Consider the following 24,779-nt stretch of genomic DNA (forward strand, 5'->3'; position numbering starts at 1 on the left):
TTAAGTTTATGGTTATATGGCTGGTTACCATATGTGTATTTGGTTGTTTTTTATATTATAATGAAATGGCTCGGTAAATTGCAGATCGCGCATTACTTCGTTAATATCTTCATCTTTAAAGGCGCCTGTAAACTGTTTTGCTGAATAGTTATCATTATCAAATTTTATTTCAACATTATACCAGCGTTCCAGTTGCCTGGCAAGGTCGCTAAAGTTCTCTTTTTTAAATATCAGCTTATCGCTTACCCAAGCTGTTTCAGTGATGGCAGCATCCGGTAGTTGCGGCAATAAAGTTGTTTTGTCGGTAGTTGTTGAAACAGAATCAATCAGCTTGTTTTTAACCGCAAGTTTTGTTTTAAATGATACAGCGGCATTTGTACCGATGGTAACCTTTTCGTTTGGATATAAGATCACATTATCTCCGGGTTTATCACTGTTTAAAACCTCAACTTTTCCGCGGATAAGCGTCGTTTCCATATAAGCATCACCCTGGTAAGCTTTAACATTAAAGGCGGTGCCTAAAACCACCACATTCAGCTTACCTGCATGTACAATAAAGGGGTGTTCTGTGTCATGCTTAACATCAAAATAAGCTTCTCCATTTAAGGTCACTTCTCTTTTTCCGTTAATCACCAGGTTTTCCGCATATTTTATTGTGGAACCTGAATTTAACCAAACTGTAGTACCATCAGGCAGGGTAGTATGTATGCGTTTACCATAGTGCGTTGCCACTAATTGCTGTTGCGGATTTGCCGGTATGGTTTTAAAACGCTTTAACAGTATCGTCCCGGCTGTAAATAACACCAGTAATGATGCCGCAACCATCCACCAGGTTATGCGCTTGCCGTTTAGCGGAGTGGGTTCGTGGTTGAAAATATGCCTTTCTATAAATCTGCCTTCGTTGGTTAATGAATAGTCCAGCTTTTTCAAACCTCTCTCAAGCGCACCGCGCTCTTCAATGGAGGCAGCTACCGGTGTATCCAGTTTTAAGCGTTTAATATTATCATGATCATCCCGCAATTCGGGTTGAGCAAGAAAAATAAGTTCCAGCTCATTAGCTTCTTCAGGTGAGATATCACCCGATACAGAACGTGCTATTAAAAACCAAACTCTTTCTTCTGATGTCATAATATTATTAAGACACAGAAAAATCAAAATACCCCCAAACAAAAAATATTTTATTTAAAATTAAAACGTTTTTTACCCGGGTTGGTTTATTGAATAAATACCATACCTTTATTTTCTCTTATAAACCGTGCAGCTCCTATGCAAGTTATACTTCATGAAGAATTAAGTCATTCTGCATTGCAGGATGAACAGGTCTTTAAAGAACTGTATAGGGAGTATTTTGTAAAATTATACAGGTTCACCATTTCAATTGTGCACTGTCGCGAATCGGCCGAAGAAATTGTACACGATGTATTGATCAATCTCTGGAAAAAAAGAAGCTCGTTTCATGAGATAGAAAATTTAAATACCTACCTGTATGTATCGGTAAAAAACCTGTCGCTTAATTATCTGAGAAAACAAGGCAAGCATGTTTATGTAGATGATGACGTTTTGTATAATAAAACTGCTTACACATCTGTCGATCCTGAAAGTGTAATGATCAGTAAAGAAAAGGTAGAAGCCTTAAATGGTTTCATCAATAATCTGCCTTTAAAGTGCAAACTCATATTTAAGCTTATTAAGGATGATGGCATGAAATATAAAGAGGTGGCTGCACTTTTAAATATATCTGTAAAAACTGTCGAGAATCAATTAACCATAGCTATAAAAAAAATATCAGTAGCTATCAGGAAAAGCGATACGCTTTAATTTTAACCGGCATAAATAAAAAAACTTATTATTAATAATAACAAGTGCAGCAATATTCGGCTTATTAAATAACTGCGGCTAAGCTATTTTGTGGGAAAATACACCAATGTTGATATTATGATTCACCTTAATAATAAAATATTTCGTTTATTAGCTTCAAGGCAACCCATGAATAGCTTATCAACTAAGAAAATTTTGTTTGTGCTTGACTATGATGTGATTTTTCACCGCATCCTGACTTTTGCCAATAAAAGAAATGATTATAAAGGGATCTATTTTTATACACAGGCAGATCATTTACTCAGCTATTTAAAAGAACACCGAAGTGACACAGCCAATCTTCCGGATGTGTTATTTTTAGAGATCCCGCCTTCAAATGATGGTTGGGTATTTTTAGATGCCTACGACGAACTCAGAGTAGGTATGAGCAAAAACATCGCTGTTTACATAGTATCATCATCTGTAAGGCAATATGATAAGCAACGCGCCTTAAGTTATGGCTTTGTTCTTGATTATATTTTCAAACCGCTCCCAATGGACAAATTTCGTGAAATTGCCGGTTTTAAGTCCTCATCGACCGAAATTTAGAAAATAGGTAAGATTTTGAACATCGTTGTTTAATTATAAATTTAATTAGTGGTAAGCCATATTAATTAAACACATCATTAGCTTTCTTAATACTTCAAATTAGACCAAATTCGTTTTCGTTTATTGCTTAATGGGGTATTTTTTTATCTCTCAGATAAGGTATATTTTACTGTAACTTTTTTGATATCAATAAGTTGCGTATAAAATCACTATGTATATTTGGTATACCATACCTTGAAAAATTACGATTATGAAACATTGGGAAATTATCCTGACCAATTATTTGCCGATAATTATATTTGGCTTAATCAGCTTATTTGCAGCTTATCTTTATTTGTTTCTTAAAAGCAGGTATTACAATCAGTTAGACGGATTAAGCAAAGTAAAATTAGAGAACCAAATCGCCATCATCCATGCAGAACTTGATCGCCTGGAAGTTCAGATAGATAGGGCAAGCCTTACTATTAAACAAAAATATGATTTACTATCAAGCGCACTTTATAGTAAAGCAAGTAAGGTTTTAACCCTCTCCATCACTTTTACCATACTGGCAATTATCGCGGGGTTTTTATTACGACTTCCGGTTTTAAACAGAATTGCCTGAACACCGACTTTTTAATTATTATTTATTTGGATCAGCACCTTTCGCGTATAAAAGTTGACCTTGCCTGTTAACCAAACCTCATTTGTGTTAACATATAAAATATTGCCATTTGTTGCATTTTTGCATTAATTACATAACTTTATAAGCGATAACAAGTATATACAAGCTATAGTATATACTTGTCCTTGTACCTAACTGTTTTGTCCAAACCTGCAACTATGAACTCCAAAAAAACGGAAAACCCAAACCCGCGTAGGGATTTTATTAAAAAATCAGCAATTGGCGTAGCCGCTTTCACTATTGTACCACGTTATGTATTGGGTGGTACAGGCTTTACACCGCCAAGCGATCAGCTGACTAAAGCCGTTGTTGGTGTTGGTGGTATGGGCCGTAATCATTTTGAGTATGAAGGTACACGTGTTGTCGCCATTTGCGATGTTGATAAAAAACATCTTGCCGAATGCGTGGAGATATTAGATAAGGACTTTAAAATTAAAGGCGTTAAAACTTTTGGCGATTACCGGGAACTGTTACTATTACCCGAAGTTGATATTGTACATATAGCAACCCCACCACACTGGCACGGTATCATCAGTGTTGATGCCGCCAATGCCGGAAAAGATGTATGGTGCGAAAAACCCATGACACATAGCATAGGAGAGGGCAAACGTGTAAAGGAAGCAATGGAGCGGCAAGGCAGGATCTTTCGTATCAATACGTGGTTTCGTTTTAAAGACGCATTCTATGGTATGGGTACCACCGTGCAACCGATCAAAAAATTAGTAGATAGCGGGTTGTTGGGCTGGCCGTTAAAAGTCACAGTAGGTAAACATACCGGTTACGACTGGAAATTTTACTGGGTGGGCAAAGACCACCTTGAGCCACAACCGGTACCGCCCGAATTGGATTACGACACCTGGTTAGGGCCGGCGCAATATAAACCTTATAATATACATCGTACACACCAGACATTTCGTGGTTATTGGGATTATGATGGTGGTGGCCTGAGTGATATGGGGCAACATTATATTGACCCTGTTCAATATTTTTTAGGAAAAGATGATACAAGCCCTATATCTGTAGAGGTTGATGCCCCGCAACAACATACAGATGCTGTAGGTACATGGCGAACAATAACTTATACCTATGCAGACGGGTGCCAGATTGTACTGGATGGCGAAGGTAAAGACATTGATGTACCTTATATTCAAGGCCCTAAAGGTAAATTATACCCGGGTTTTAAATCTGACATTCCTGATTTGGAACGTAAGCTGGCCGCCTTCCCTGAACCCGCACCGCAATTATCCGTTTTTACAGACGCGGTTAAAACACGTCAAAAATTTGCACTTAACGAAGCGAATGCCTTCCGTTCATGTACAATTGTAAACATGGGGATGATTGCCTTAAAATTAGGCAGGTCTTTAAAATTTGATCCCGAGAAATTGGAATTTATAAATAATGATGCGGCAAACCGGATGATCAATCCTGTAATGCGCGCGCCTTTCAGTATTTAACGCAGTTCAGTATAACTATTTCAAAACTATCATAATGGTAAAAAAAATATACCTAATATCGTTAGCTGTTGCTTTGCTCCAAAATATGGTTCATGCGCAGGATAATAAAATTGACGCCGTACTTGCCCAAATGCCCGCAAATAATGCCGGTGCATATAAAAACAATGTAGAAAACATCGCCAGCCTGGGCGAAGATGGATATGTAACCCTTATAGAAGGCCTTAAAGCGCCGGGTAAAGATAATAACGCTTCCATTGAGTATACAGTTGGCGGTTTTTCTGCCTATGCAACGCAAACCGGTAAAGAGGATCTGCGCAAAATGAGTGTTAATGCTTATATAAAGGCATTACAAAAACTAACAGACAAACAGAATAAGTCATTTATCATCAGCCAGTTTGATATTGTAGGTAAGGATGATGCTATCGCTTGTTTAAAACCATATTTAACAGATAATGATCTTGCTGATCCTGCCGCCCGGGCATTGGTTAAGATCAATACACCTGCGTCAAAAGCAGCTTTGTTAAGTGCTTTAAGTAAATCAAGTGGCAATGCCCGGCTTTTTATTATTGAAGCATTAGGCGATAGCCGTTTAAAAGAGGCGGCGGCACCAATTAACAAATTAGCTACGGGTAATGACCCATCAGTTACCAAAGTCGCGTTGTATGCATTGGCTTATATCGCTTCTCCATCGTCTGAACCGGTAATGGCTGTAGCAGCTCAAAAATGCGGGTATAAATATGAGAGCACCAATGCAACAAAATCATACCTGATCTATGCCGAACAACTAACAAAAAATGGCAATTCCTTATTAGCTAAAAAAATCGCAACTAACCTGACAGCTAAAACAGCAATCCCAGGAAATGTCCGCGCTAATGCTTTGCAATTATTAGTTAAAACTGCTGCAAATCCGCAACTGATACTGTTAAATGCCGCCGGCAGTGCAGACCCACAATATCGTGCAGCCGCACTCCGGTTAGCACTTCCTTATCTGACACCCGCAAATACCGGTTTATGGGTTAAAAAACTGATCAGTGTAAATGATCAGTCAAAAGTCGATATCTTATATATGTTCGGTCAAAGTACCGCCAAAAGCGCGTTACCAGCCATCCTTGAGCTTGCTAAAAGTAAAGACCCTAAAGTTAAACAGGCCGCTGTCAATACCGCTGTCAGCATAGGACAGCAGGAAGTATTAGGTAACCTGATCAAATTAATGGGGCAGGGCGATTCGGATGATATAGATGTCATTACAGAAGCAATATCTCACATGAAAGGCGCTACCGTAGCCGCGCAAGTTGCCGCCGCTATTCCTGCCGCTAAACAGAGTGTGCAGGTAGCTTTGATCGGCATTCTTGACACGCGTGCTGCAAATTCACAGATCAACACCATTTTTGAACAGCTAAAAAGTAAAAATTCAAGAACCAGCCATGCCGCTTATGCGGCCCTTGCCCATGTAGTGGTTAAAGAAAACGCACCTCAACTATTTACGTTGCTTAATGAAACTAACGGATTGGATGAAGAAGCTGTGCAAGATGCCATCATAGCTGCATTAGGCGGTAAGGGTGACCATACTAAAGAAGTAGATCTTACCCTTCAACATATGGCTTCTGCCCCTCAAAATAAGAAGTTACTGTTCTATAAAATTCTTGGCTGTCTTGGTGGCGAAAAAGCTTTGAAAATAGTTACCGCTGGTTATGATAGTGGCGATGCAGAAACTCAAAAGGTATCATTAGCAGCTTTAGCTGCTTGGCCTAATGATGGCGCCGCGGCAGAGCTATTAAAGATAGCACGTGAAAGCAAAGATCCGGCTGCTCAAAGCAGCGCTGTTTATGGTTATTTACGCATGGCTGAACAAGATGTCGTTCCGGACGAACAACAATTGCTGCTTTTGCGCAATGCAATGTCTGTAGCGCAAACCCCTGAACAGAAAAAGCAGATCCTGAAAGACATGGCGCAGGCTAAATGTTTTAACACCATTATTTTTGCCGGTAAATACCTGGATGATCCTGAATTACAACAACAAGCTGCCCGTACGGTGATGACTGTTACCCTGGATAGTGTTTATGAAGGTGATGTCATAAAAACATTGTTAAACAAAACTATTCAGGTTATTAATGGCAGCAGGCAGAAAGATGCTATCCGTAAATACCTGGCTGATATGAAACCGGGCGAAGGTTTTGTTTCTTTATTTAACGGAACGGATCTTACCGGCTGGAAGGGTTTGGTAGCTGACCCTATAAAACGTGCCGCGATGGATGCCAAAAAACTTGCAGCCGAACAGCAAAAAGCTGATGCCGAAGCCAAAGTAGACTGGAAACCGATTAATGGTGAACTATTATTTGAAGGCAAAGGCTTCCAGAACTTATGCACCGTGAAAAAATACGGCGACTTTGAAATGTATGTTGATTGGAAAATTATTGACGATCATAAAGGCGAGGGTGATGCAGGTATTTATCTGCGCGGTTCGCCACAGGTACAGATCTGGGATACTTCCCGCAGAAATGTTGGCGCGCAAGTAGGTTCGGGTGGTTTATACAACAACCAGGTGAATGAAAGTAAGCCGTTAAAAGTTGCCGATAATAAACTGGGGGAATGGAATAACTTTCATATCATCATGAAAGGCGACAGAGTTACTGTTTACCTGAATGGCCAACTGGTAACCGACAATATCATTCTTGAAAACTATTGGGACAGAAAGATCCCTATATTTGCTGAAGAGCAAATAGAACTGCAGGCCCATGGATCGCCGGTGGCTTACCGTGATCTCTACGTAAAGGAATTACCAAGTGTAAAACCTTATGAGCTAAGCAAGGAAGAGCAAAAAGATGGTTTTAAAGTACTGTTTGACGGCACAAATATGTTTAACTGGACAGGTAATACGGTTGATTATACCATTGATAGCGGCAACATGGTTATACACCCGAGGCCGGGAAAAGGATCGGGAGGTAATTTATATACCAAAGAAGAATTTAGCGACTTTGAATACCGTTTTGAGTTTAAGTTGACTCATGGCGCAAACAATGGCTTAGGTATCAGAGCACCGCTTGAAGGCGATGCCGCTTATGTAGGTATGGAGTTACAAATACTGGATAATGAAGACCCGATGTATAAGGACTTGCATGTATACCAATACCATGGCTCTATTTATGGTACCATATCGGCTAAACGGGGCTACCTAAAACCGGTAGGTGAGTGGAACTATGAAGACGTAATTGTAAAGGGCCCTAAGATAAAAGTGATATTAAACGGGACCACGATATTAGATGCCGATATTACCGAAGCACGTAAGAATGGTGCCGCTGATGGCAAACCCCATCCCGGATTGCAGCGTGATAGTGGACATATCGGCTTCCTGGGCCATGGCGATGTGGTATCATTCAGAAATATCAGGGTGAAGGATCTGAGCGGCAAAAAATAACGAATAATAAAAATGTCTGAAAAAAATATAAAAGTATTAGTTGTTGGGTGCGGAAATATGGGTGCTTCGCATGCCATAGCTTACCATAATCTGGATGGATTTGAGATATGCGGATTAGTATCTACAGGAAATAGTAAGGCAGTGTTGAATGAAAAATTAGGTGGCGGCTATCCTTTATTTAACGATTATGATGAAGCGCTGGCGACTACAAAGGCCGATGCTGTTTGTATTTCTACATACCCGGATACTCATGAAGAATTTTCAATAAAGGCGTTTGAAAGCGGATGTCATGTGTTTATAGAAAAACCGCTTGCCGATACTGTTGAAGGGGCAGTACGCGTAGCTGAAGCTGCAGAAAAGGCAGGTAAGAAACTGGTGGTTGGTTATATATTACGCTATCATCCGTCATGGGAAAAATTCATTGAGATCTCAAGGCAGATGGGTAAGCCGCTTGTTATGCGGATGAATCTTAACCAACAAAGCCATGGCTCTAAATGGACCGTGCATCGTAACCTGATGAATAGCCTTAGCCCCATAGTAGATTGCGCGGTACATTATATTGATGTAATGTGCCAAATGACACGCTCAAAGCCTTTACAGGTAAGCGCGATAGGCGCAAGGCTTACCGATGATATCCCCGCATGGAATTATAATTACGGACAATTACAGATCCGTTTTGAGGATGGCTCGATAGGGTGGTATGAAGCAGGATGGGGGCCAATGGTAAGCGAAACGGCTTTTTTTATTAAAGATGTTTTCGGGCCAAAAGGAGCGGTATCAATTGTTGCTAAAGAGGCGACTAAGGAAGGTAAATCTGATTCGATAGATGCGCATACGCAAACAGAATCTTTAAAAGTGCACCATGCAGACCTGGATAAAAACGATGAATTTGTTAAGGCAGACGAGTGGATAGATCTGCGTGATGAGCCAGACCACCAAGAGCTTTGTAAACGTGAACAAGTTTTTTTCCTGAAAGCCATCCGCGAAGACCTGAATTTGGATGACCCTACGGCAGACGCAATAAACAGCTTGCGCATAGCTTTTGCCTGCGATGAATCGGTGAAAACCGGTAAGGCTGTGGAATTATAATATCTTTAATGAGATATTAAATTGGTTATCAGAAAAGGTTTATGACTTGTAACTAATATTTCTGATTACTAATCTCTAATTAACTATTTCTTCGCTTGTTCGATCACTTCAGTATTTAACCGTATATACTCGTCACTTTTATCTTCGGTTGCTGCCTTAACACCTTCCTGTGCGGTGGCTATTGCGGCAGCTTTGTCACCCTTTTTTAACAGTACACGCGCTTTCCATAGTTTAGGTACGTATGGCGAAAATGCTTTATTCTTCTCCAGTTCGTTAGCCCAGGCAAGGGCTTTGTTCATATCTTTATTATTGTTGTAGTAATAAATAATAGCCTCGTAATAGGGTTTCTTATCAGTATTCATAGCCGAATCTATTCGCGCCATAACTTTTGCATCAATATCTGTTGCCAGGTGAATGGTAAAACCGCTGTGTTCCCATTTCATTTGCAGATCGCAGGCAGTAGGGGTTACATTGTTAAAAGTAAGCGTCATGGTTTCAGTTAAAGCCGACAGATGCTCGGTTTTTACTTTTAACCGTAAAAAATCATCGGCTTCTTTGTAAGCATAGGCACCCCATTGTTTAGCTTGCTTAATAAAAATAATTGTCCATTCCTTTTCGTCCGGTATACTGAAAAAGCCATATTCGCCGGCAGGTACCTTTTGGCCCTCAATCGTAACATCATCCGTAAACTTTATTATCGTTGCCGAGTTAGCACCTGTACGCCAAACAGCCCCATAAGGTTCCATGCCTCCAAATATTTTGCGGCCCTTTACGTTAGGGCGTGAATAGGTCAAATTAATCTTGCCAAGGCCAAAGCCCTGAACAATTGTTGTGGCCGAACTGGGTTGCGGGGTTATTTGTGAATAGCTTTTTGCTGTTATAATTAGTAAAATCGCGCAGATACAAACGTATAACTTCTTCATTGTTGTCAGGTTTAATAATGCTAAGTTATTAAATAAGACTATACTTTTAATGACTTTAGCGATGTAGTATTGCAGAATAATATCTACCATAAATAAAAAACCGCCTCACAATTACTTATGAGACGGCTTTTATTTAATATCAGACAGGGTTAAACGCCAAGGTCTTTTATAATAGCATCTATCTTTTGTTCAAGCTGCTGATCTGTTTCTTTGTATTTGTCAGTGCTGCTTAATTTACCGTTTACACTACAATAAAATTTAATTTTAGGTTCAGTGCCTGATGGGCGGGCAGATATAATGCTGCCATCTTCGGTAATAAATTGCAATACATCTGATTTTGGCAGATCAATTGGTTTAGTTGTATTACTCGTCAGGTCGGTTTCAACACGACGCTCATAATCCTTCAGCGTAACCACTTTTGAGCCACCCAAAGTTGCCGGCGGATTGGTGCGGAACGTCTCCATCATAGCTTTGATATCCTCGGCACCGGTTTTACCTTTTTTAGTGATCGAGATCAGTTTTTCTTTAAAGAAACCGTATTTAACATAAGTTTCAAGTAATGCCTCAAATAAGCTGCTGCCCTGGTCTTTGTAATAAGCCGTCATTTCTGCAATAAATGCGCTTGAAACAACCGCATCTTTGTCACGTACCAGTTCGCCTATCAGGTAACCGTAGCTTTCTTCGCCTCCGCCTATAAAGGTTTCTTTGCCTTCAAGCTGTGTCATCAGCTCACCGATGTATTTAAAGCCGGTTAAGGTATTAAAGCATTTTACATTTTTTGCCGCAGCAATGGTATCTATCAGGTTTGAGGTTACAATGGTTTTTACAATGTACTCTTTACCTGTTAATTTGCCTGCTTCTTCCCAGGCGCTTAACAAGTAATTGATCAGCATACTGCCGGTTTGGTTGCCGTTAAGTAGTATAAACTCGTTATCGGTATTTTTTACCGCAATACCAACACGGTCGGCGTCAGGGTCGGTAGCCAGTACCAGGTCGGCATCCACTTCTGCCGCTTTTTTCAAAGCCAGTGTTAAAGCTTCTTTTTCTTCAGGGTTTGGATAAACAACGGTTGGGAAATTACCATCCGGAGTAGTTTGTTCGTCAACCAATATCACATTTTCAAAACCGAACATTTTCAGTGCTTTTGGCACCAACGTAATACCTGTACCGTGTATCGGCGAGTAAACGATTTTTAAATCTTTTTGGCGATTTATGGCATCACTGGAAACCGACAGCGCCGTGATTTTTTCAAGATATGATTTATCTATCTCTTCGCCGATCAATTCGATATTCTCGTCAACGCGGTCAAATTTAACCTCATCAATACTTTTAATTGCAGCAACTTCGTCCATTACTGCAGTGTCTTCAGGATGTACAAACTGACCACCGTCGGCACCATACGCCTTATAGCCGTTATATTCTTTAGGGTTATGAGATGCCGTAACCATTACTCCACTTTTGCAACCCAATTGCCTGATGGCAAATGATAGTTCGGGCGTAGGCCTAAGTTCTTTAAAAAAATAAACATGTATGCCGTTGGCCGAAAATACTTCGGCAGTAATGCGGGCAAACAGGTCAGAGTTATTACGGCTATCATGCGCAATGGCTACACTTACTTTTTCGCCGGGGTATTTCTTTTTAAGGTGATTGGCCAGCCCTTGTGTGGCAGTGCCGATAGTATATTTATTGACACGGTTTGAACCCGGTCCCATAGTGCCGCGCAAACCGCCTGTACCAAATTCAAGGTCGCGGTAAAAAGCATCGGTCAGCTCGATAAAAGCACCTTCGTCAAGCTGCTTCTGAATTTGTTGTTTTACATCCGTATCATAGCTTCCCTGAAGCCATACGTTTACTTTTTTTAGGATTATTGGATCTAATGACTGCATTTTTAAAAGTGGAAATAATACTGCGGAAATTACAAACTATTGTCTGAATTGTTGTGATAAATAAAAATATTTGCAGATTTGCTTTCATGGCCGATCTTATTATTTCAGGTCCGCGGCGAGCTTACAAGCTTATCACGAACCTGAAATATAAAAAGAGTATGATTAGCGATTATTATTTCCTTACAGATCTTTTAATATCTATTTAAGACGCTTGCCTGATTGTCCAGAAATCAGTTGCCAGATTGGTATTGGTAAGATACTCATATGGTAAAGTAAACCTTCCTTTGTTACCCCAGTTTTCTCCCCACGAGTTAGTTAAGATCCACACGCTTTTAGTATCATCAAAACCCTCAAGTACCACGCAGTGACCACCTACCAGTTTAGAGCTCTTGGTTGGCATGGGTACTATACCTGTTTTAGCAGCATCTTCACCCTCAAATTCTGAATAAACACTAAACCCGATGATTATAGGATAACCTTCTGTAAGGCAAGCTTTCAAATCGCCAATTTTAGTATTGTCTACCCTGAAATATTGTATGGCTTTATTTTTAAGGGCCGACTTATATACCGCTTTGGCTGGCTTCTTTTTAAATTTAGCGATGTCGTAAGGCCACAACTTTTCGTCGGCTGCACCATTATTGGCTAACACTTTTAAACAATCTCTTATTTGAGCGCCGCTATCCGTTTTTACAGTACCTTCAATAACCCGCTCGTCATAATAAATTTGCAATCTTGCTGGTGCGAAATCTGTTAAACCCTGTTTTAAAATTTCCTGTCTTAGTATCCTGGCTCCGCCGTTACCCGTGCAGCAACCTAATTGCCCCTGGTCTAAAATGGGATTTTTCGGGTTAAACACATCAGCGCTTTTTGGAACCTTAAGCCCGGTTGGTGGTACATAAGGCAAATCGCGGAAGTCGCCAAAATCCGGTATATAACCGTATTTGGTAATTGATCTTTGTTCCATAATGATTGATTTTATTGGGTATTAAGTTTTTGATTTATAATAGCTTATGTTAAAGTTACATAAAAGGAAAAGTCAAATTATAATAATAATTAAAATCAATAATTGAATAGGTTTTAGATCAGAAAATATTTGGAAGTAGCTTAAAAAAATAAAACCGCTTCTAACGTAATTAGGAGCGGTTTTTTATTTAAGTGGTGACCTGGGAGAGGATCGAACTCTCGACCCACTGATTAAGAGTCAGTTGCTCTACCGGCTGAGCTACCAAGTCTGATTTTGACCGGGTGGCAAATATACAGCAATATAATAAATTGTCAACTTAGTTTGTTGTTATTATTTAAAACGATACCCAATTGGTTCAAAGTACAATTGATCAATAAACATCGGGCTTGCGAATCAGCGCATCCTGCTCAATCATTTATTTTTATTATTTCTATTTACCGGGATAGTTGCTACTTTTAAAAATGAATCTTAAACACAAGGTATTTTTTTGGTTGGCCGTAGTTTGCCTGCCTTTCTCATTAACTGCGCAAACTTTTAGCAACTTCAATAAAAAGGGTGAACAGGTAACCAAGTTTAGTAAACTGGGCGATGCTGTTGATGCGCACGATGGAGAGATAGCTTATTTTAACGGTACTTATTACTTGTATGGCACCAGTTATGGTTGCGGGTTTGAATGGGGCCATAAAGACGCGCCATTTTGTGGATTTGAGGTTTATTCATCTAAAGATATGGTGACTTGGACAGATAAAGGTACTTTGTTTGATGCCAGTACACCGGTTTGGCAAACACGTTGTAATGGCAATACTTATGGCTGTTTCAGGCCACATGTTATCTATAACAGCAAAACTAAATTGTACGTGCTCTGGATAAATGTTTATGATAATCGTGTGGGTTATCGTGTATTTACAAGTAAAACCCCTGTCGGCCCATTCGTTGAGCAGGCAGAACCGAAACTGGCTGTAAATGCCGACGCTGCTGTGGGAGGCTTAAACAACGGCGACCATGACACCTTTGTAGACGACGACGGGAAAGCTTATTTGGCTTATACGGATTGGCATGCCAAAGGAGCTATCGCTATTGAACAATTGAGTGATGATTATCTTACCGGCACAGGCAAAGTGGTGCAGGCAGTAACCAAGGAAAGCACAGAAGCCCCGGCCTTATTTAAGCGGAAGGGAATTTATTACCTGATATACTCAGACCCAAACTGCGGTTATTGTGGCGGAACGGGTGCGTCTTATCGTACTGCTAAATCGCCATTAGGTCCATGGTCAGAAGGGATTAAGATCAGTGATAATTCATGCGGTGGGCAACCTTCGTTTGTGTCATCCATTAAACTAAAAACAGGTGATGTGTTTTTATTTGGAAGCGATCTGTGGAACAATGCTGCAAAGAATGAATCGCTGGCTAATTATTACTGGGCGCCATTAAAATTTAATGAAGATGGTTCTATAAAACCTATAGCCTGTCAAAATACCGTAGCTGTGCCCGGAAGTACCAAAACAGACGAGAGCTTGAATTATGCGCCGGGTTGCGATATTAACGCTGCAACTAAGCGTACCACAAGTTTTAAAGCTGCTAAAACCGGTTTGTTAACCAATCTCAGCCTATCAACTTTCAAATCGGCTTATCCCGACGCAGAATTACAGATAACTATTTCTGCAGAAGGTAGTGATCAGCCTTTAAAATCATTTACCGTGAACGCCGGTAGATTAAGCTGGTCACCTAAGAATCTGGTTTTGCATCCTGAAATTAAGGTTATAGCCGGTAAAACCTATACTATCAGCATAAGCTCTACTATTTCAAAAGGATGTTATGGTTTGGAGTATGACAGGGCGACGAAGGATAGTGCCGAACCTGCATTTTTATATAAGTTAACTATAGCAAGCAAATAACTTGCTTGCTATAATTAACACACGTTGCGTTTAGGCGTAACGTTCTTCTTTCAGTTTTTCAATAGCGTCACTATTGATGTACTCGTCGTAGCTCATCAGTTTGTCTATAACACCACCAGGGGTTAATTCCACAATGCGGTTAGCAACGGTTTCAACCAACTCATGATCCCGTGAAGTGAATAGGATAGTGCCTCTGAAGTCCTTCATGCCGTTATTCAGTGCGGTGATAGATTCCAGGTCAAGGTGGTTGGTAGGTTCATCAAATAGCAGCAAATTGGCTGATTGCAGCATCATACGGCTAAACATACAACGCATTTTTTCACCACCTGATAATACCGAGCTTTTTTTCAGTACTTCCTCGCCCGAAAATAACATACGGCCCAGGAAACCACGGATAAACTGATCGTCCTTTTCGCCTGGTGAGAATTCACGCAACCAGTCTATCAGGTTTTCGTTATTATCTTTAAAATATTCGGTATTATCCATCGGGATATCGGCCGGGTTAATGGTTACGCCCCACTTAAACTCGCCTTTAAAATCTTTATCACGACCGGTTAATATATTGTAGAAAGCAGTAGTGGCTAAGCTATTGTTAGACAATACAGCGATCTTATCGCCTTTATTAACCATCAGGTTGATGTCTTTAAATAACACTTCACCGTTAAGTGTTTTACTCAATCCTTCTATCTGTAAGATTTGGTCGCCGGCTTCGCGTCCCTGGTTGTTAAAGATAATTCCCGGATATTTACGGTTTGACGGTTGGATCTCGTCCAGATTGATCTTATCCAAAGCCTTTTTACGGCTGGTTGCCTGTTTTGATTTTGATGCGTTGGCACTAAACCTGCGGATAAACTCCTGTAACTCTTTAACCCTGTCCTCAGCTTTTTTATTCTGATCGGCACGTTGTTTCAAGGCCAACTGGCTTGATTCGTACCAGAAAGAGTAGTTACCCGTAAAGATGGTCATTTTACCAAAGTCAATATCCACAATATGCGTACAAACCGAATCCAGGAAGTGTCTGTCGTGCGATACTACTAATACAATAGCTTCATAGGTTGCCAGGAAATCTTCCAGCCAGCTAACGGTATGAATATCCAAATCGTTGGTAGGCTCATCCAGGATCAGTATATCAGGATTGCCAAAAAGCGCCTGGGCCAATAATACACGTACTTTTTGTGTACTGTCCAGATCTTTTACCAACTGGTAATGAAACTCTTCTTTAATACCTAAATTACTTAATAAGGTAGCGGCATTGCTTTCTGCATTCCAGCCATCCATTTCGGCAAAAAGGTTTTCCAGTTCGCCTGCGCGCTCGCCATCGGCATCTGTAAAATCTTCTTTAAGGTAGATGGCATCTTTTTCCTTCATTATTGCATACATCTCCTTGTGGCCCATCATCACAGTTTCAATAACCGGGAACTCATCAAAAGCATAGTGGTTCTGGCTTAAAACTGCCATACGCTCGCCGGGGGTAAAGGCCACCGATCCGCTGGTTGGGTCAACCTCGCCCGAAAGAATTTTTAAAAATGTTGATTTACCCGCGCCATTGGCACCAATAATGCCGTAGCAGTTACCCTGGGTAAATTTTAAATTAACATCTTCAAATAAAGTACGCTTACCATAGCGTAAAGTTAGATTTGATACATTGATCATGCTGCACCTGTAATTTGCGGCAAAGGTAGGTTTTTTTTAGTGATTAGCGGTTGGAGATTAGAGATTAGTTAAGCGAATTGTGGTAGATGGCGACATTAACTTATCCTCATTAAGGATTCAAGGCTTTCTGTTTCATGATCTGCCAGTTTTTGAAGCGGACCTGATGCTACCAGTTTCATCATCATGTTTAATTCAGCAGTAATGCTGAATGTTACGTTTGTTTTATCGCTGTCTGCTTCAAGCACCCAGTTAAGTTGTACCGGGAAAGGTGGGTTATCAACTGCTGTGATATTTACTGCCTTATTTTCTACGCGCTCGGTGATCCGTAACGATAGTTTAATGGTATTTTGTACCGTAAAACCGGCCTCATTATAGCTGGCTGACCAGTTTTGTACACTATCAGGCATTAACTGCCCATGGTTATTAAAGTCAGATAAGAAACCATAAACAGCTTCCGGCGAAGCGTTTATAACCTTTTTACTTTCGAAAGTTGTCATATTGTTATTAAGCAGTTTCCGTTCCCCAGGTTGACGGGCTTTCGCGCCACTCTCTTAAAATCTCAACATCTTTGCGTGAAATGTATTGATGCTGCTCGGCATAATTAATTAATGCCGAATAATTTGAAAGCGTAATAAAAGGGCAATTGGCGGCCTTGAAATTCTCGGTAGCTATATCAAAGCCATAGCTGAATATTGCGGCTAAACCAGCTACATCATAACCCGCTTCGCGCAAAGCAGCTACAGCCTGTAAACTACTGCCGCCGGTCGATATCAGGTCTTCAATAACCACTACACGCTTACCGGTAAGTATATCGCCTTCGATCATATTCCCGCGGCCGTGTTCTTTTGGTTTTGACCGAACATAAATAAAAGGTAATCCAAGTTCCTGAGCTACCAATGCACCTTGAGGGATGCCTGCAGTAGCAACACCTGCAATACAGCCTACAGAACCAAATTTTTCCTGGATAGCTTTAGTTAATTGCTGGCGAATGTAAGTACGTATAGGGGGATGAGACAGTGTAATCCGGTTATCGCAATAAATTGGCGATTTCCAGCCCGATGCCCATGTAAAAGGATTATTAGGTTGTAATTTAATTGCTTTAATTTGCAACAGAAATTCCGCTACCTGTTGTTCGGTTTCACTAATATTAAACATGGCTCAAAAATACAGAATTTATATTAACCAGAAAGTTATCTTATTAACAGAATCTGAACCAATTCAAACAGCTAATTATCAAAAGATTGATAGCCAGACATTTGATCTTAAAATAATTTATACCTGGATATTGGCCCATAAAAGCGAACTGTTTTATGTTCTGTGTAAAGATGCCAAAGCATTTTTAAAACAGGTTAAGCAGAGTGTTACTGTTATTGAAGCGGCAGGCGGCCTGGTGAAAAATGAAAACCGCGACCTTTTATTCATCTATCGTAATGATAAATGGGACCTGCCCAAAGGAAAAATTGAAAAAGGCGAAACTGTTAAAGAAGCCGCCGTGCGCGAGGTAGAAGAGGAGTGCAACATAGTTGTTAATAAACTTGGCAAAAAGATCTGCAAAACTTACCATGTTTATATTTATAAGGACGAGGTGGTTTTAAAGAAAACCCATTGGTATAAAATGAAAGCGAAAGGCCAGAACAAGTTAAAGCCACAAAAAGAAGAGGGGATAACAGACGTACGCTGGTTTAAACCAAATGACATTGATGCGATATTGAGTAATACTTTCCCGTCTATTCTTGATGTATTGGCAGCAATGGATCTGATTACAGATAAGCCAGTGCTTCTTTCGGAATAAACTGGCTTACATCGCCGTTGTAGCGCAATATCTCGCGTACAATAGTCGAACTGATAGATGAGTAACCCGGTTTGCTTACAATAAAAATACTTTCGATATCCGGCATAAGCGAATGATTCATTTGGGCTATGGCTTTTTCATATTCAAAATCAGATACCGTACGGATGCCTCGGATCATATAAGCGGCGCCAATACTTTTACAAAAATTAACCGTTAAGCCTTCGTAAGCTATGATATGAATTTTAGGCTCAGTTTCAAAAATGGCCCTGAGCATCTGCTCGCGTTTTTCTATACTTAAAAAACCTGGTTTGGCGCTGTTGCTGCCAATACCTATATAAATTTTATCAAATAAGCCTACCGATCTTTTCACAATATCAACATGAGCTTTGGTAACCGGGTCAAACGATCCGGGGAAAAGGGCTATTTTCATGGTCTGTTGTATTTTACGTAAAGATAAATCTAATATGGTTTAGTTCTACCTTAATTTTTGGATAAATCCGTAATGCGGCGCCGGCGTCTTTCCGTTGGGGATATTGTTATACGCCTGGTAAAATATGTTGCTATTGTTTTGGTCAATCCCTTTAAATAATCTCCCTATCGCTTTTTGAATTTCCTGGTTCTCTGCCTTTAAAGCAACGCTGTCCGTCAATTTAATTGCCGACTTATAACCGATCAAAGGGAAAACACCTTTATGACCTTCCTCTTCCATTATCTCCGGGCTGATAGAAAAAATTTGCGGTTTAGTTTTAACCAGGCCAATTATAAACGGGAATTGGTACCTGGCATTTGCTTCGTCAATTATTTTTGAATAAAAGATCTTCATTTCGCTATTGTTTTTGTACGTAAAGCGGTCGCCACCAGGGTTAACTAATTGCGATACCAGGATCATATTGTTTGTAGCGTCCAGCAAATCACCTCCGTTATAAAGGCCTAAAGCAGTTTTGTAATATTCCTGGGGTGTTTTATTAAGAATATTGTAATCACCAATCTGCAGGATGTTTATTTTCCAGTTATCTCCATATTTTCCATAAATAACCGTTATTAAACAATTAACAGGTAGGTTCTTGGTTACCAGTAAAGATATATATGTCTGCTCATTTACTGCTTTATAAGATAATATATAATCCGCGTCGTTTCCTTTATTTGACGTGATGGTATCAGGTATATTAGCGGTAGTATTTACTTTATAATACTCATCAAGTACCTCGTAATCTTTTGCCTCATATTTTTTAGCCGATCTGTTTATAATGCTATCAAGATTGCCTTTTGCCCTTTTAACCAATTGGGCAGATAACAATGCCTTTACCGCGCCAATATTTTTGGTCATTATGCCGGTAAAAAGTTTTTGGTTCAGATCAGCTATTTGCTTTTTAACGTCGCTGTTTATATCGCCATTAGTCCAGGTGCCGGTTTTGTCTGAATGACAACTTTGCATTGACACAATAAAGCAGGTGGCAAATAATAGATATATAATATTTCTTTTCATTTGTTAAAATTGGTACAAGTCGGGGGGATTAAAAACGCAATATTATTAATTTTTAAAGAATGAAAATGATGAATGTCCATATTTTCGTTGTTCTACAAAAGCAGGGTGGTTGCTCAAGTTTTGCATTGACTGATGCTCTACGATCAGTAAGCCATCCGGCAGCAGAAGATTTTTGTCAAATATAATCTTAGGTATTTCAGGTATATGGTTCAGATCATATGGCGGGTCGGCAAATACCAAGTTATATTGCTCGGTTTCAAGCTGCAGGTATTTGAAAATGTCAGCTTTGTAGGTTTTTATTTGTGTTAAGCCGTGTTGGCGTGCAATGTCCTTAACATAATTAATGCAATGGATGCTGCGATCAACAGCAATGACCTGATCTGCCCCGCGAGAAGCAAATTCATAAGAGATATTACCCGTACCACAAAAAAGGTCAAGTACTTTTATGTTGTCAAATTCTATTTGATTTTGCAGGATATTGAACAGCGCTTCTTTTGCAAGATCAGTAGTGGGGCGTACAGGTAAATTTTTTGGCGGGTTAAGCCTCAGACCCTTTAAAGTACCTCCGATGATACGCATAGAGTCAATGCCGCTAAATTCAATATTTGTTTTGAGTTGATGTGTCCCGGTAATTCTAAAATTTGCGGGTCAAATGAAGAAACTGACTCAAAAAACCTGCTTAAAAGCGCGTTGTATTTTCCTTCGGAAGCAATATTGCCGCTTAATTTAAGATTAACCTGGTTAGGTGATAAACCTAATTCTTCGCTCACAAACGCGGAAAAATAAGCAATGTCGTTTTCGTCGGTAAACTCAAAACTGTTGTAAAAACGGATGTTATTATCTTTGAAATACAGAAAATCGACTTTGCCGTTTTCCGCATACAGGTAAAGTTGGTTGTTTAAAGGTGAGGCTTGAGCTATTGCCGCAATCAGGCCTTTGCCTGAATACACAATTTTGTCCAGGCCGAAATGCTGAACCGCTGCAACTGTTTTTTCGTCGACTTTATAAATTATAAAGTTTTGTTTATCCAGTCTTTGTGCTAAAACTTTTTCGTTAGATTTTACATCAAGCAGCAGGGCATAGTTGGCAATCTGGTCTTCGTTGAAAAGCGGGGCGGGCACCAACGTAAAACCACTTCCTTTTAAACCAATAATTATCTCTTTGTAGTTTACCGCTAATTCTTCAGCCAGATCCTGCGGATCTGATAACTCACTTAAGCCATAATCTGTTCCCAATGCAACTAATTCTTTTTCATAAGTTATGGCATACGAAAAAGAATTGGAATCAATTTGTAGCAATAACCTGTAATAGGCCGACCGGTTAAGGTCAAATGAAAGATCGCGGAAAGTGTTTTGTTCGCTCATGCTGTTAACAAAAGTAATATTCTTTTATTATTTTGCTGTTTCCTGCATAAAATAATGAAATGGGCTTCAAAGGACAGAATACTATATTTATTCATCATTATGGCAGGCTTTGTTTTAAAAACCCAGGCTTTGAAAGAACAAAGATAACAAAAATGGTTCATCGATATAGTGTGAAATATCCGGGAGATCAGATCTTCGCTATAACGTGCCCGGGGATAAAAAAATATTATTCTTAAACAACATAATCAATAATAAGAACGTTGATATACACGCAACCCTAAAAAACTATGACTATAAGAATACCACAAACAGCATACGAAAAAGTACTAAAAGCAGTTGTAGAAACAATACCCCGCCACGCCATTAAAATAACTTATGTAAGTTACAGTTACATTTTAGAAGCTGAAGAAACTATCATACAAAGTTTATACGCTGCCGTTAATGAGAAGCTAAATTATCTGGAACAAATCAAACTAACGTTTGACCAAAAGATAGATTTAAACCCGGCTTAATAATGCCAAAGGCATGGAAATAATTTCAATGTTAATTCTACTTAATAAGATGTCAGGATTGCATACCCTTGTTTGAAATTATTGCACGAATTTTGACGTAGTCTAATAAAATTTGAATGAGCTATTAACCTGCCATTGGGGGCGGGTTTTTAGCTTTTTTATTCGCTTTTATAGGCAACATCAAAGCTAAAATCATTTGCAGATTGTCCGGTTAAGGTTTCAAGCAAATCCATAAACTCAATTAATTTCATTACTTTACTATCTGAATCATTGATAATAAATCTGATAGTATCCTGATGTAAAATAGCCTTATTGCCATCAGTCAACGTTTCATTTATTTCATCCACAAGGGTAGGTAGGGGTGTGTTAATCATAGTTTAAGGGTTTTGGTACAAAAATACATTCACGTAAAAAATCGAAAAAAATATTTGGTAACTTTTTTGTGATAAAATACTGATAGTTAGAGATGTTAGGAATAAATTAACTCTTTTTTAATAGATTAAATTATTTGAAAAAAAATAAAATGAACTTTGGCGAGATAATAATTACAGCCTAAGCTGAATTCAAAAACGGTTTAATATTAGCGGGTCTAAGCCTGGCAAAATCATATATGACGATCAACCCCGGTGGTTGAAACAATTATTGCCTACGAGACGTATTACAGCCTGACCACAAGATATTATCTCAAATCAGATATATAGAGAGAATATTATGTAAGTCTGATTAATTAATAACTTTTAAAATTGAATGACCTAACCTTAACAGTATGATTGCACTTTACCAAAAAATATTACTGAATAAACTTACCTATGGGATATCCTTTATTTCAACATCCCTGTTACTTGTATTATACACATTTTATACTACCCTCTTGACAGTGGCGGCATTTGCTTTATCATTTGCCATATTAAGCGCAAATAAATATCAAGCAAATAAACGCCGGTATTGACACCTATTTAATAACCAAATTTCATTGATTTACAAAAAAGCCCCTGCAAGATGACATGGGCTTTTCATTAAATTTATTTTTATAAAAAACTATTAGAAATAATCAGTGTTATTATTCTCACCCACTGAAAAATTTAATTGTTTAATAAAATGAGGATAGTTGTAATATGGGTGCTTGTATGTAACGTTGTTTATACCTTGGCTCAACATTTTGAGGTGTTACTGAAGAGGTAATATACTGCAAACTCTCGGAGTTTACACATGCGTTCCACGCATGGTAAAAAATATATTTTAAACATTTGGGGAATATCTATATCCAATTAAAATATTAATTATTAGTTTCGATTTCTCAGAATAATTAACCTAAAATTAATCAGATATGGCTTCCGTTAAAAGAAGGCAGGATAATCAGCTTATTACTGCAAATTCAATGTTTAGTTTAATCTTTAATAATGGGTATCCACCCGAAGGGACAGAAATCAATATCAAAGCAATAGTTATTTCTATGAAAATTACATTTCTTATTTACTGTTTTTTATTCTTAGTTCATTAGTTAAGCTTGTTTATTAGGTAAATTTAGGTTTAACCCATAGTTTATACATGATTGCTACGTGAACATGATTATGGTCTAAACTTGACGACGGGGCATTCGTCAATCAAAAACAATATTCAATTAGTTGCATTTATTATATATGATTAATAGTAGGGGTATTATTGATCAATTATTCATTGAAAAAAGGGCTGATCAGGAATGGTCAGCCTTTTTGCTTTGACCATTTGGCTCAAATTATTCTTTACTTAGATCAGTAATCCGCATTTTTGCTATGTGTCAACAACAGATCAGATCCGTAAAGCCTTTCCGCACGAACCTACAGCCCAGCAACAAGAACTGTTTAGCAGGTTAAATACCTTTTTGTTAAAAGATGATGGCGATGAGTGTTTTATATTAAAAGGATATGCCGGCACAGGTAAAACCACCATTGTCGGTGCGTTAGTAAAAGCGTTAAGAAGTTACAACTACAAATCGGTACTATTGGCACCAACAGGGCGCGCTGCAAAGGTGATCACAAGTTATTCGGGGCGTAAGGCATTTACCATCCATAAGCGCATCTATCGCAAAAAAACAGCGTTGAATGTTGATGAATCGTTCACAATTTCTGATAACCTGGCAAGCAATACTCTTTTTATTATTGACGAGGCATCAATGATATCAGATCAGCTTAGCGGCAATAATCGTGATACCTTACTGCATGACTTAGTTAAATATGTTTATAATAAAAAAAACTGTAAGCTGATGCTGGTTGGCGACACCGCGCAATTACCCCCGGTAGGTTCTTACAGCAGCCCGGCGCTCGACGAGCAGTTAATGAAATTAGATTATAGCCTTACCGTATTCAGTTATGAACTGACTGATGTATTGCGCCAGGGTAAAGACTCCGGGATCTTATATAATGCCACCCGCATCCGTGATATCATCCGCCAGGAAAAAGAGATCATACCCAAAATAACTACCAAAGGTTATACCGATGTTTTCAGGATGACAGGCGAGCGATTGGAAGAGGGATTGGAATACGCCTACAATAAATATGGCAATGAAAATACACTGGTAATATGCCGCTCAAACAAAAACGCTAACCTTTATAACAAGCAGATCCGTGCGCGACTGTTATGGCGCGAAGAAGAGCTAACCGGCGGCGACCAGTTGATGGTGGTTAAAAACAATTATTTCTGGCTGCAGGATCAGGAGGGGGGAAGCACCGGTTTTATTGCCAATGGCGATATAGCCAAGGTCAGGAAAGTACGTCGGATAGAGGATATGTATGGCTTTAGATTTGCCGATGTGCAACTGGAATTTATTGATTATGCCGAAGACCCGGTTTTAGATTGCAAGGTATTGTTAGATACTTTGTATTCAGAATCACCAGCTTTACAACCGATAGACCAGAAACGGTTTTACCTGGAAGTAATGAAAGATTACGACCACATCCCTAACAAACGCGCCAAGCACCAGGAATTGAAACTTAATCCATATTATAATGCCCTGCAAATAAAATTTGGTTATGCCATTACTTGCCATAAAGCGCAGGGCGGACAGTGGGATGCTGTATTTGTTGACCAGGGCTACCTTACCGACGATATGGTAAATACAGATTTTTTAAGATGGTTCTACACCGCCTGTACCCGCGCGACCAAAGAATTATTCCTGGTTAATTTTAACGATCAGTTTTACGGTGCCCCTATTGAACGGCCATTTTAACAATGGTGTTTTCTGTTAATTTTTAATCATCTGCCTTGTTGTTATAATGGCTGATTCTTCAATTATTCGTA

The 24,779-nt window shown here is 39.2% G+C and carries 22 protein-coding genes and 1 tRNA gene; 10 read left to right on the forward strand and 13 right to left on the reverse strand.

Annotation, left to right across the window (positions count from 1 at the left end; all coding sequences use genetic code 11):
- Window positions 1–24: 24 nt before the first annotated feature.
- On the reverse strand, window positions 25–1,128 hold the full coding sequence (locus FO440_RS15400; RefSeq protein WP_144249187.1) for a FecR family protein: 1,104 nt from the start codon (window positions 1,126–1,128) through the stop codon (window positions 25–27).
- Between the two features lie 138 nt (window positions 1,129–1,266).
- Between FO440_RS15400 and FO440_RS15405 the strand changes: the two genes are divergently transcribed.
- The 6 genes from FO440_RS15405 (at window position 1,267) to FO440_RS15430 (ending at window position 9,028) form a co-directional block, all read left to right on the forward strand.
- Window positions 1,267–1,818, forward strand: a complete 552-nt coding sequence (locus tag FO440_RS15405; RefSeq protein ID WP_144249188.1) for an RNA polymerase sigma-70 factor — start codon at window positions 1,267–1,269, stop codon at window positions 1,816–1,818.
- Window positions 1,819–1,986: 168 nt separating this feature from the next.
- Window positions 1,987–2,406, forward strand: coding sequence for a response regulator (locus FO440_RS15410; protein WP_144249189.1), 420 nt, complete (start codon window positions 1,987–1,989; stop codon window positions 2,404–2,406).
- A 250-nt stretch (window positions 2,407–2,656) separates the two neighbouring features.
- The gene (locus FO440_RS15415; RefSeq protein WP_144249190.1) at window positions 2,657–3,010 is read left to right on the forward strand and encodes a hypothetical protein; all 354 of its coding nucleotides are present in this window, start codon (window positions 2,657–2,659) and stop codon (window positions 3,008–3,010) included.
- Between the two features lie 218 nt (window positions 3,011–3,228).
- Window positions 3,229–4,524: a Gfo/Idh/MocA family oxidoreductase gene (locus tag FO440_RS15420; RefSeq protein WP_144249191.1), complete on the forward strand. Its 1,296-nt coding sequence runs from the start codon at window positions 3,229–3,231 to the stop codon at window positions 4,522–4,524.
- 34 nt (window positions 4,525–4,558) lie between these two features.
- Window positions 4,559–7,939, forward strand: a complete 3,381-nt coding sequence (locus tag FO440_RS15425; RefSeq protein WP_144249192.1) for a DUF1080 domain-containing protein — start codon at window positions 4,559–4,561, stop codon at window positions 7,937–7,939.
- A gap of 12 nt (window positions 7,940–7,951) precedes the next feature.
- Window positions 7,952–9,028, forward strand: coding sequence for a Gfo/Idh/MocA family protein (locus FO440_RS15430; protein WP_144249193.1), 1,077 nt, complete (start codon window positions 7,952–7,954; stop codon window positions 9,026–9,028).
- A gap of 83 nt (window positions 9,029–9,111) precedes the next feature.
- Here the strand turns inward: FO440_RS15430 and FO440_RS15435 are convergent, their stop codons facing one another.
- From FO440_RS15435 to FO440_RS15450, 4 genes are all read right to left on the reverse strand, one after another.
- Window positions 9,112–9,951 (reverse strand): DUF2911 domain-containing protein, encoded by an 840-nt coding sequence (locus FO440_RS15435; RefSeq protein WP_144249194.1) that lies wholly within the window; start codon window positions 9,949–9,951, stop codon window positions 9,112–9,114.
- Window positions 9,952–10,100: 149 nt separating this feature from the next.
- Window positions 10,101–11,837 (reverse strand): phospho-sugar mutase, encoded by a 1,737-nt coding sequence (locus tag FO440_RS15440; RefSeq protein WP_144249195.1) that lies wholly within the window; start codon window positions 11,835–11,837, stop codon window positions 10,101–10,103.
- 202 nt (window positions 11,838–12,039) lie between these two features.
- The gene (locus FO440_RS15445; RefSeq protein WP_144249196.1) at window positions 12,040–12,801 is read right to left on the reverse strand and encodes a C1 family peptidase; all 762 of its coding nucleotides are present in this window, start codon (window positions 12,799–12,801) and stop codon (window positions 12,040–12,042) included.
- A 192-nt stretch (window positions 12,802–12,993) separates the two neighbouring features.
- Window positions 12,994–13,069, reverse strand: a tRNA-Lys gene (locus FO440_RS15450).
- Between the two features lie 193 nt (window positions 13,070–13,262).
- Between FO440_RS15450 and FO440_RS15455 the strand changes: the two genes are divergently transcribed.
- Window positions 13,263–14,696, forward strand: coding sequence for a family 43 glycosylhydrolase (locus FO440_RS15455; protein WP_144249197.1), 1,434 nt, complete (start codon window positions 13,263–13,265; stop codon window positions 14,694–14,696).
- Between the two features lie 30 nt (window positions 14,697–14,726).
- Here FO440_RS15455 and FO440_RS15460 read toward each other — a convergent pair whose 3' ends face one another.
- The 3 genes from FO440_RS15460 to pyrE all read right to left on the reverse strand — a co-directional run bounded on the left by FO440_RS15460 (window position 14,727) and on the right by pyrE (window position 17,504).
- Window positions 14,727–16,349, reverse strand: coding sequence for an ABC-F family ATP-binding cassette domain-containing protein (locus tag FO440_RS15460; protein WP_144249198.1), 1,623 nt, complete (start codon window positions 16,347–16,349; stop codon window positions 14,727–14,729).
- Window positions 16,350–16,444: 95 nt separating this feature from the next.
- Window positions 16,445–16,846 carry an SRPBCC family protein gene (locus FO440_RS15465; protein ID WP_144249199.1) on the reverse strand — a complete coding sequence of 134 codons (402 nt, stop codon included), beginning with the start codon at window positions 16,844–16,846 and terminating at the stop codon, window positions 16,445–16,447.
- A gap of 7 nt (window positions 16,847–16,853) precedes the next feature.
- Window positions 16,854–17,504, reverse strand: a complete 651-nt coding sequence (pyrE, locus tag FO440_RS15470; protein WP_144249200.1) for an orotate phosphoribosyltransferase — start codon at window positions 17,502–17,504, stop codon at window positions 16,854–16,856.
- Here pyrE and FO440_RS15475 point away from each other — a divergent pair.
- On the forward strand, window positions 17,503–18,141 hold the full coding sequence (locus FO440_RS15475; RefSeq protein ID WP_144249201.1) for an NUDIX hydrolase: 639 nt from the start codon (window positions 17,503–17,505) through the stop codon (window positions 18,139–18,141). The genes pyrE and FO440_RS15475 overlap by 2 nt on opposite strands.
- Here FO440_RS15475 and coaD read toward each other — a convergent pair.
- From coaD to FO440_RS15495, 4 genes are read right to left on the reverse strand one after another with little or no spacing between them, the layout of a single operon-like run.
- Complete coding sequence (gene coaD, locus FO440_RS15480) at window positions 18,110–18,571, reverse strand: pantetheine-phosphate adenylyltransferase (protein ID WP_144249202.1); 462 nt, start codon at window positions 18,569–18,571, stop codon at window positions 18,110–18,112. The genes FO440_RS15475 and coaD overlap by 32 nt on opposite strands.
- A 45-nt stretch (window positions 18,572–18,616) precedes the next feature.
- Complete coding sequence (locus FO440_RS15485; protein ID WP_144249203.1) at window positions 18,617–19,627, reverse strand: hypothetical protein; 1,011 nt, start codon at window positions 19,625–19,627, stop codon at window positions 18,617–18,619.
- 45 nt (window positions 19,628–19,672) lie between these two features.
- Window positions 19,673–20,206 (reverse strand): 16S rRNA (guanine(966)-N(2))-methyltransferase RsmD, encoded by a 534-nt coding sequence (rsmD, locus tag FO440_RS15490; protein WP_144249204.1) that lies wholly within the window; start codon window positions 20,204–20,206, stop codon window positions 19,673–19,675.
- The gene (locus tag FO440_RS15495; protein WP_144249205.1) at window positions 20,182–20,991 is read right to left on the reverse strand and encodes a DUF3822 family protein; all 810 of its coding nucleotides are present in this window, start codon (window positions 20,989–20,991) and stop codon (window positions 20,182–20,184) included. Before FO440_RS15495 ends, rsmD begins: the two co-directional genes overlap by 25 nt.
- 287 nt (window positions 20,992–21,278) lie before the next feature.
- Here FO440_RS15495 and FO440_RS15500 point away from each other — a divergent pair, with 287 nt between their 5' ends.
- Entirely contained in the window at window positions 21,279–21,503 is a 225-nt protein-coding gene (locus FO440_RS15500; RefSeq protein ID WP_144249206.1) for a hypothetical protein, read from the forward strand.
- A 158-nt stretch (window positions 21,504–21,661) separates the two neighbouring features.
- Here the strand turns inward: FO440_RS15500 and FO440_RS15505 are convergent, their stop codons facing one another.
- Window positions 21,662–21,877, reverse strand: coding sequence for a hypothetical protein (locus tag FO440_RS15505; RefSeq protein WP_144249207.1), 216 nt, complete (start codon window positions 21,875–21,877; stop codon window positions 21,662–21,664).
- A 1,400-nt stretch (window positions 21,878–23,277) separates the two neighbouring features.
- On the opposite strand from FO440_RS15505, the gene FO440_RS15510 reads away from it, so the two are divergent.
- The gene (locus FO440_RS15510; protein ID WP_144249208.1) at window positions 23,278–24,708 is read left to right on the forward strand and encodes an ATP-dependent DNA helicase; all 1,431 of its coding nucleotides are present in this window, start codon (window positions 23,278–23,280) and stop codon (window positions 24,706–24,708) included.
- Window positions 24,709–24,779 lie beyond the last annotated feature (71 nt).

Origin of the sequence: Mucilaginibacter corticis (genome assembly GCF_007558865.1) — a bacterium.
Lineage (GTDB): Bacteria > Bacteroidota > Bacteroidia > Sphingobacteriales > Sphingobacteriaceae > Mucilaginibacter > Mucilaginibacter corticis.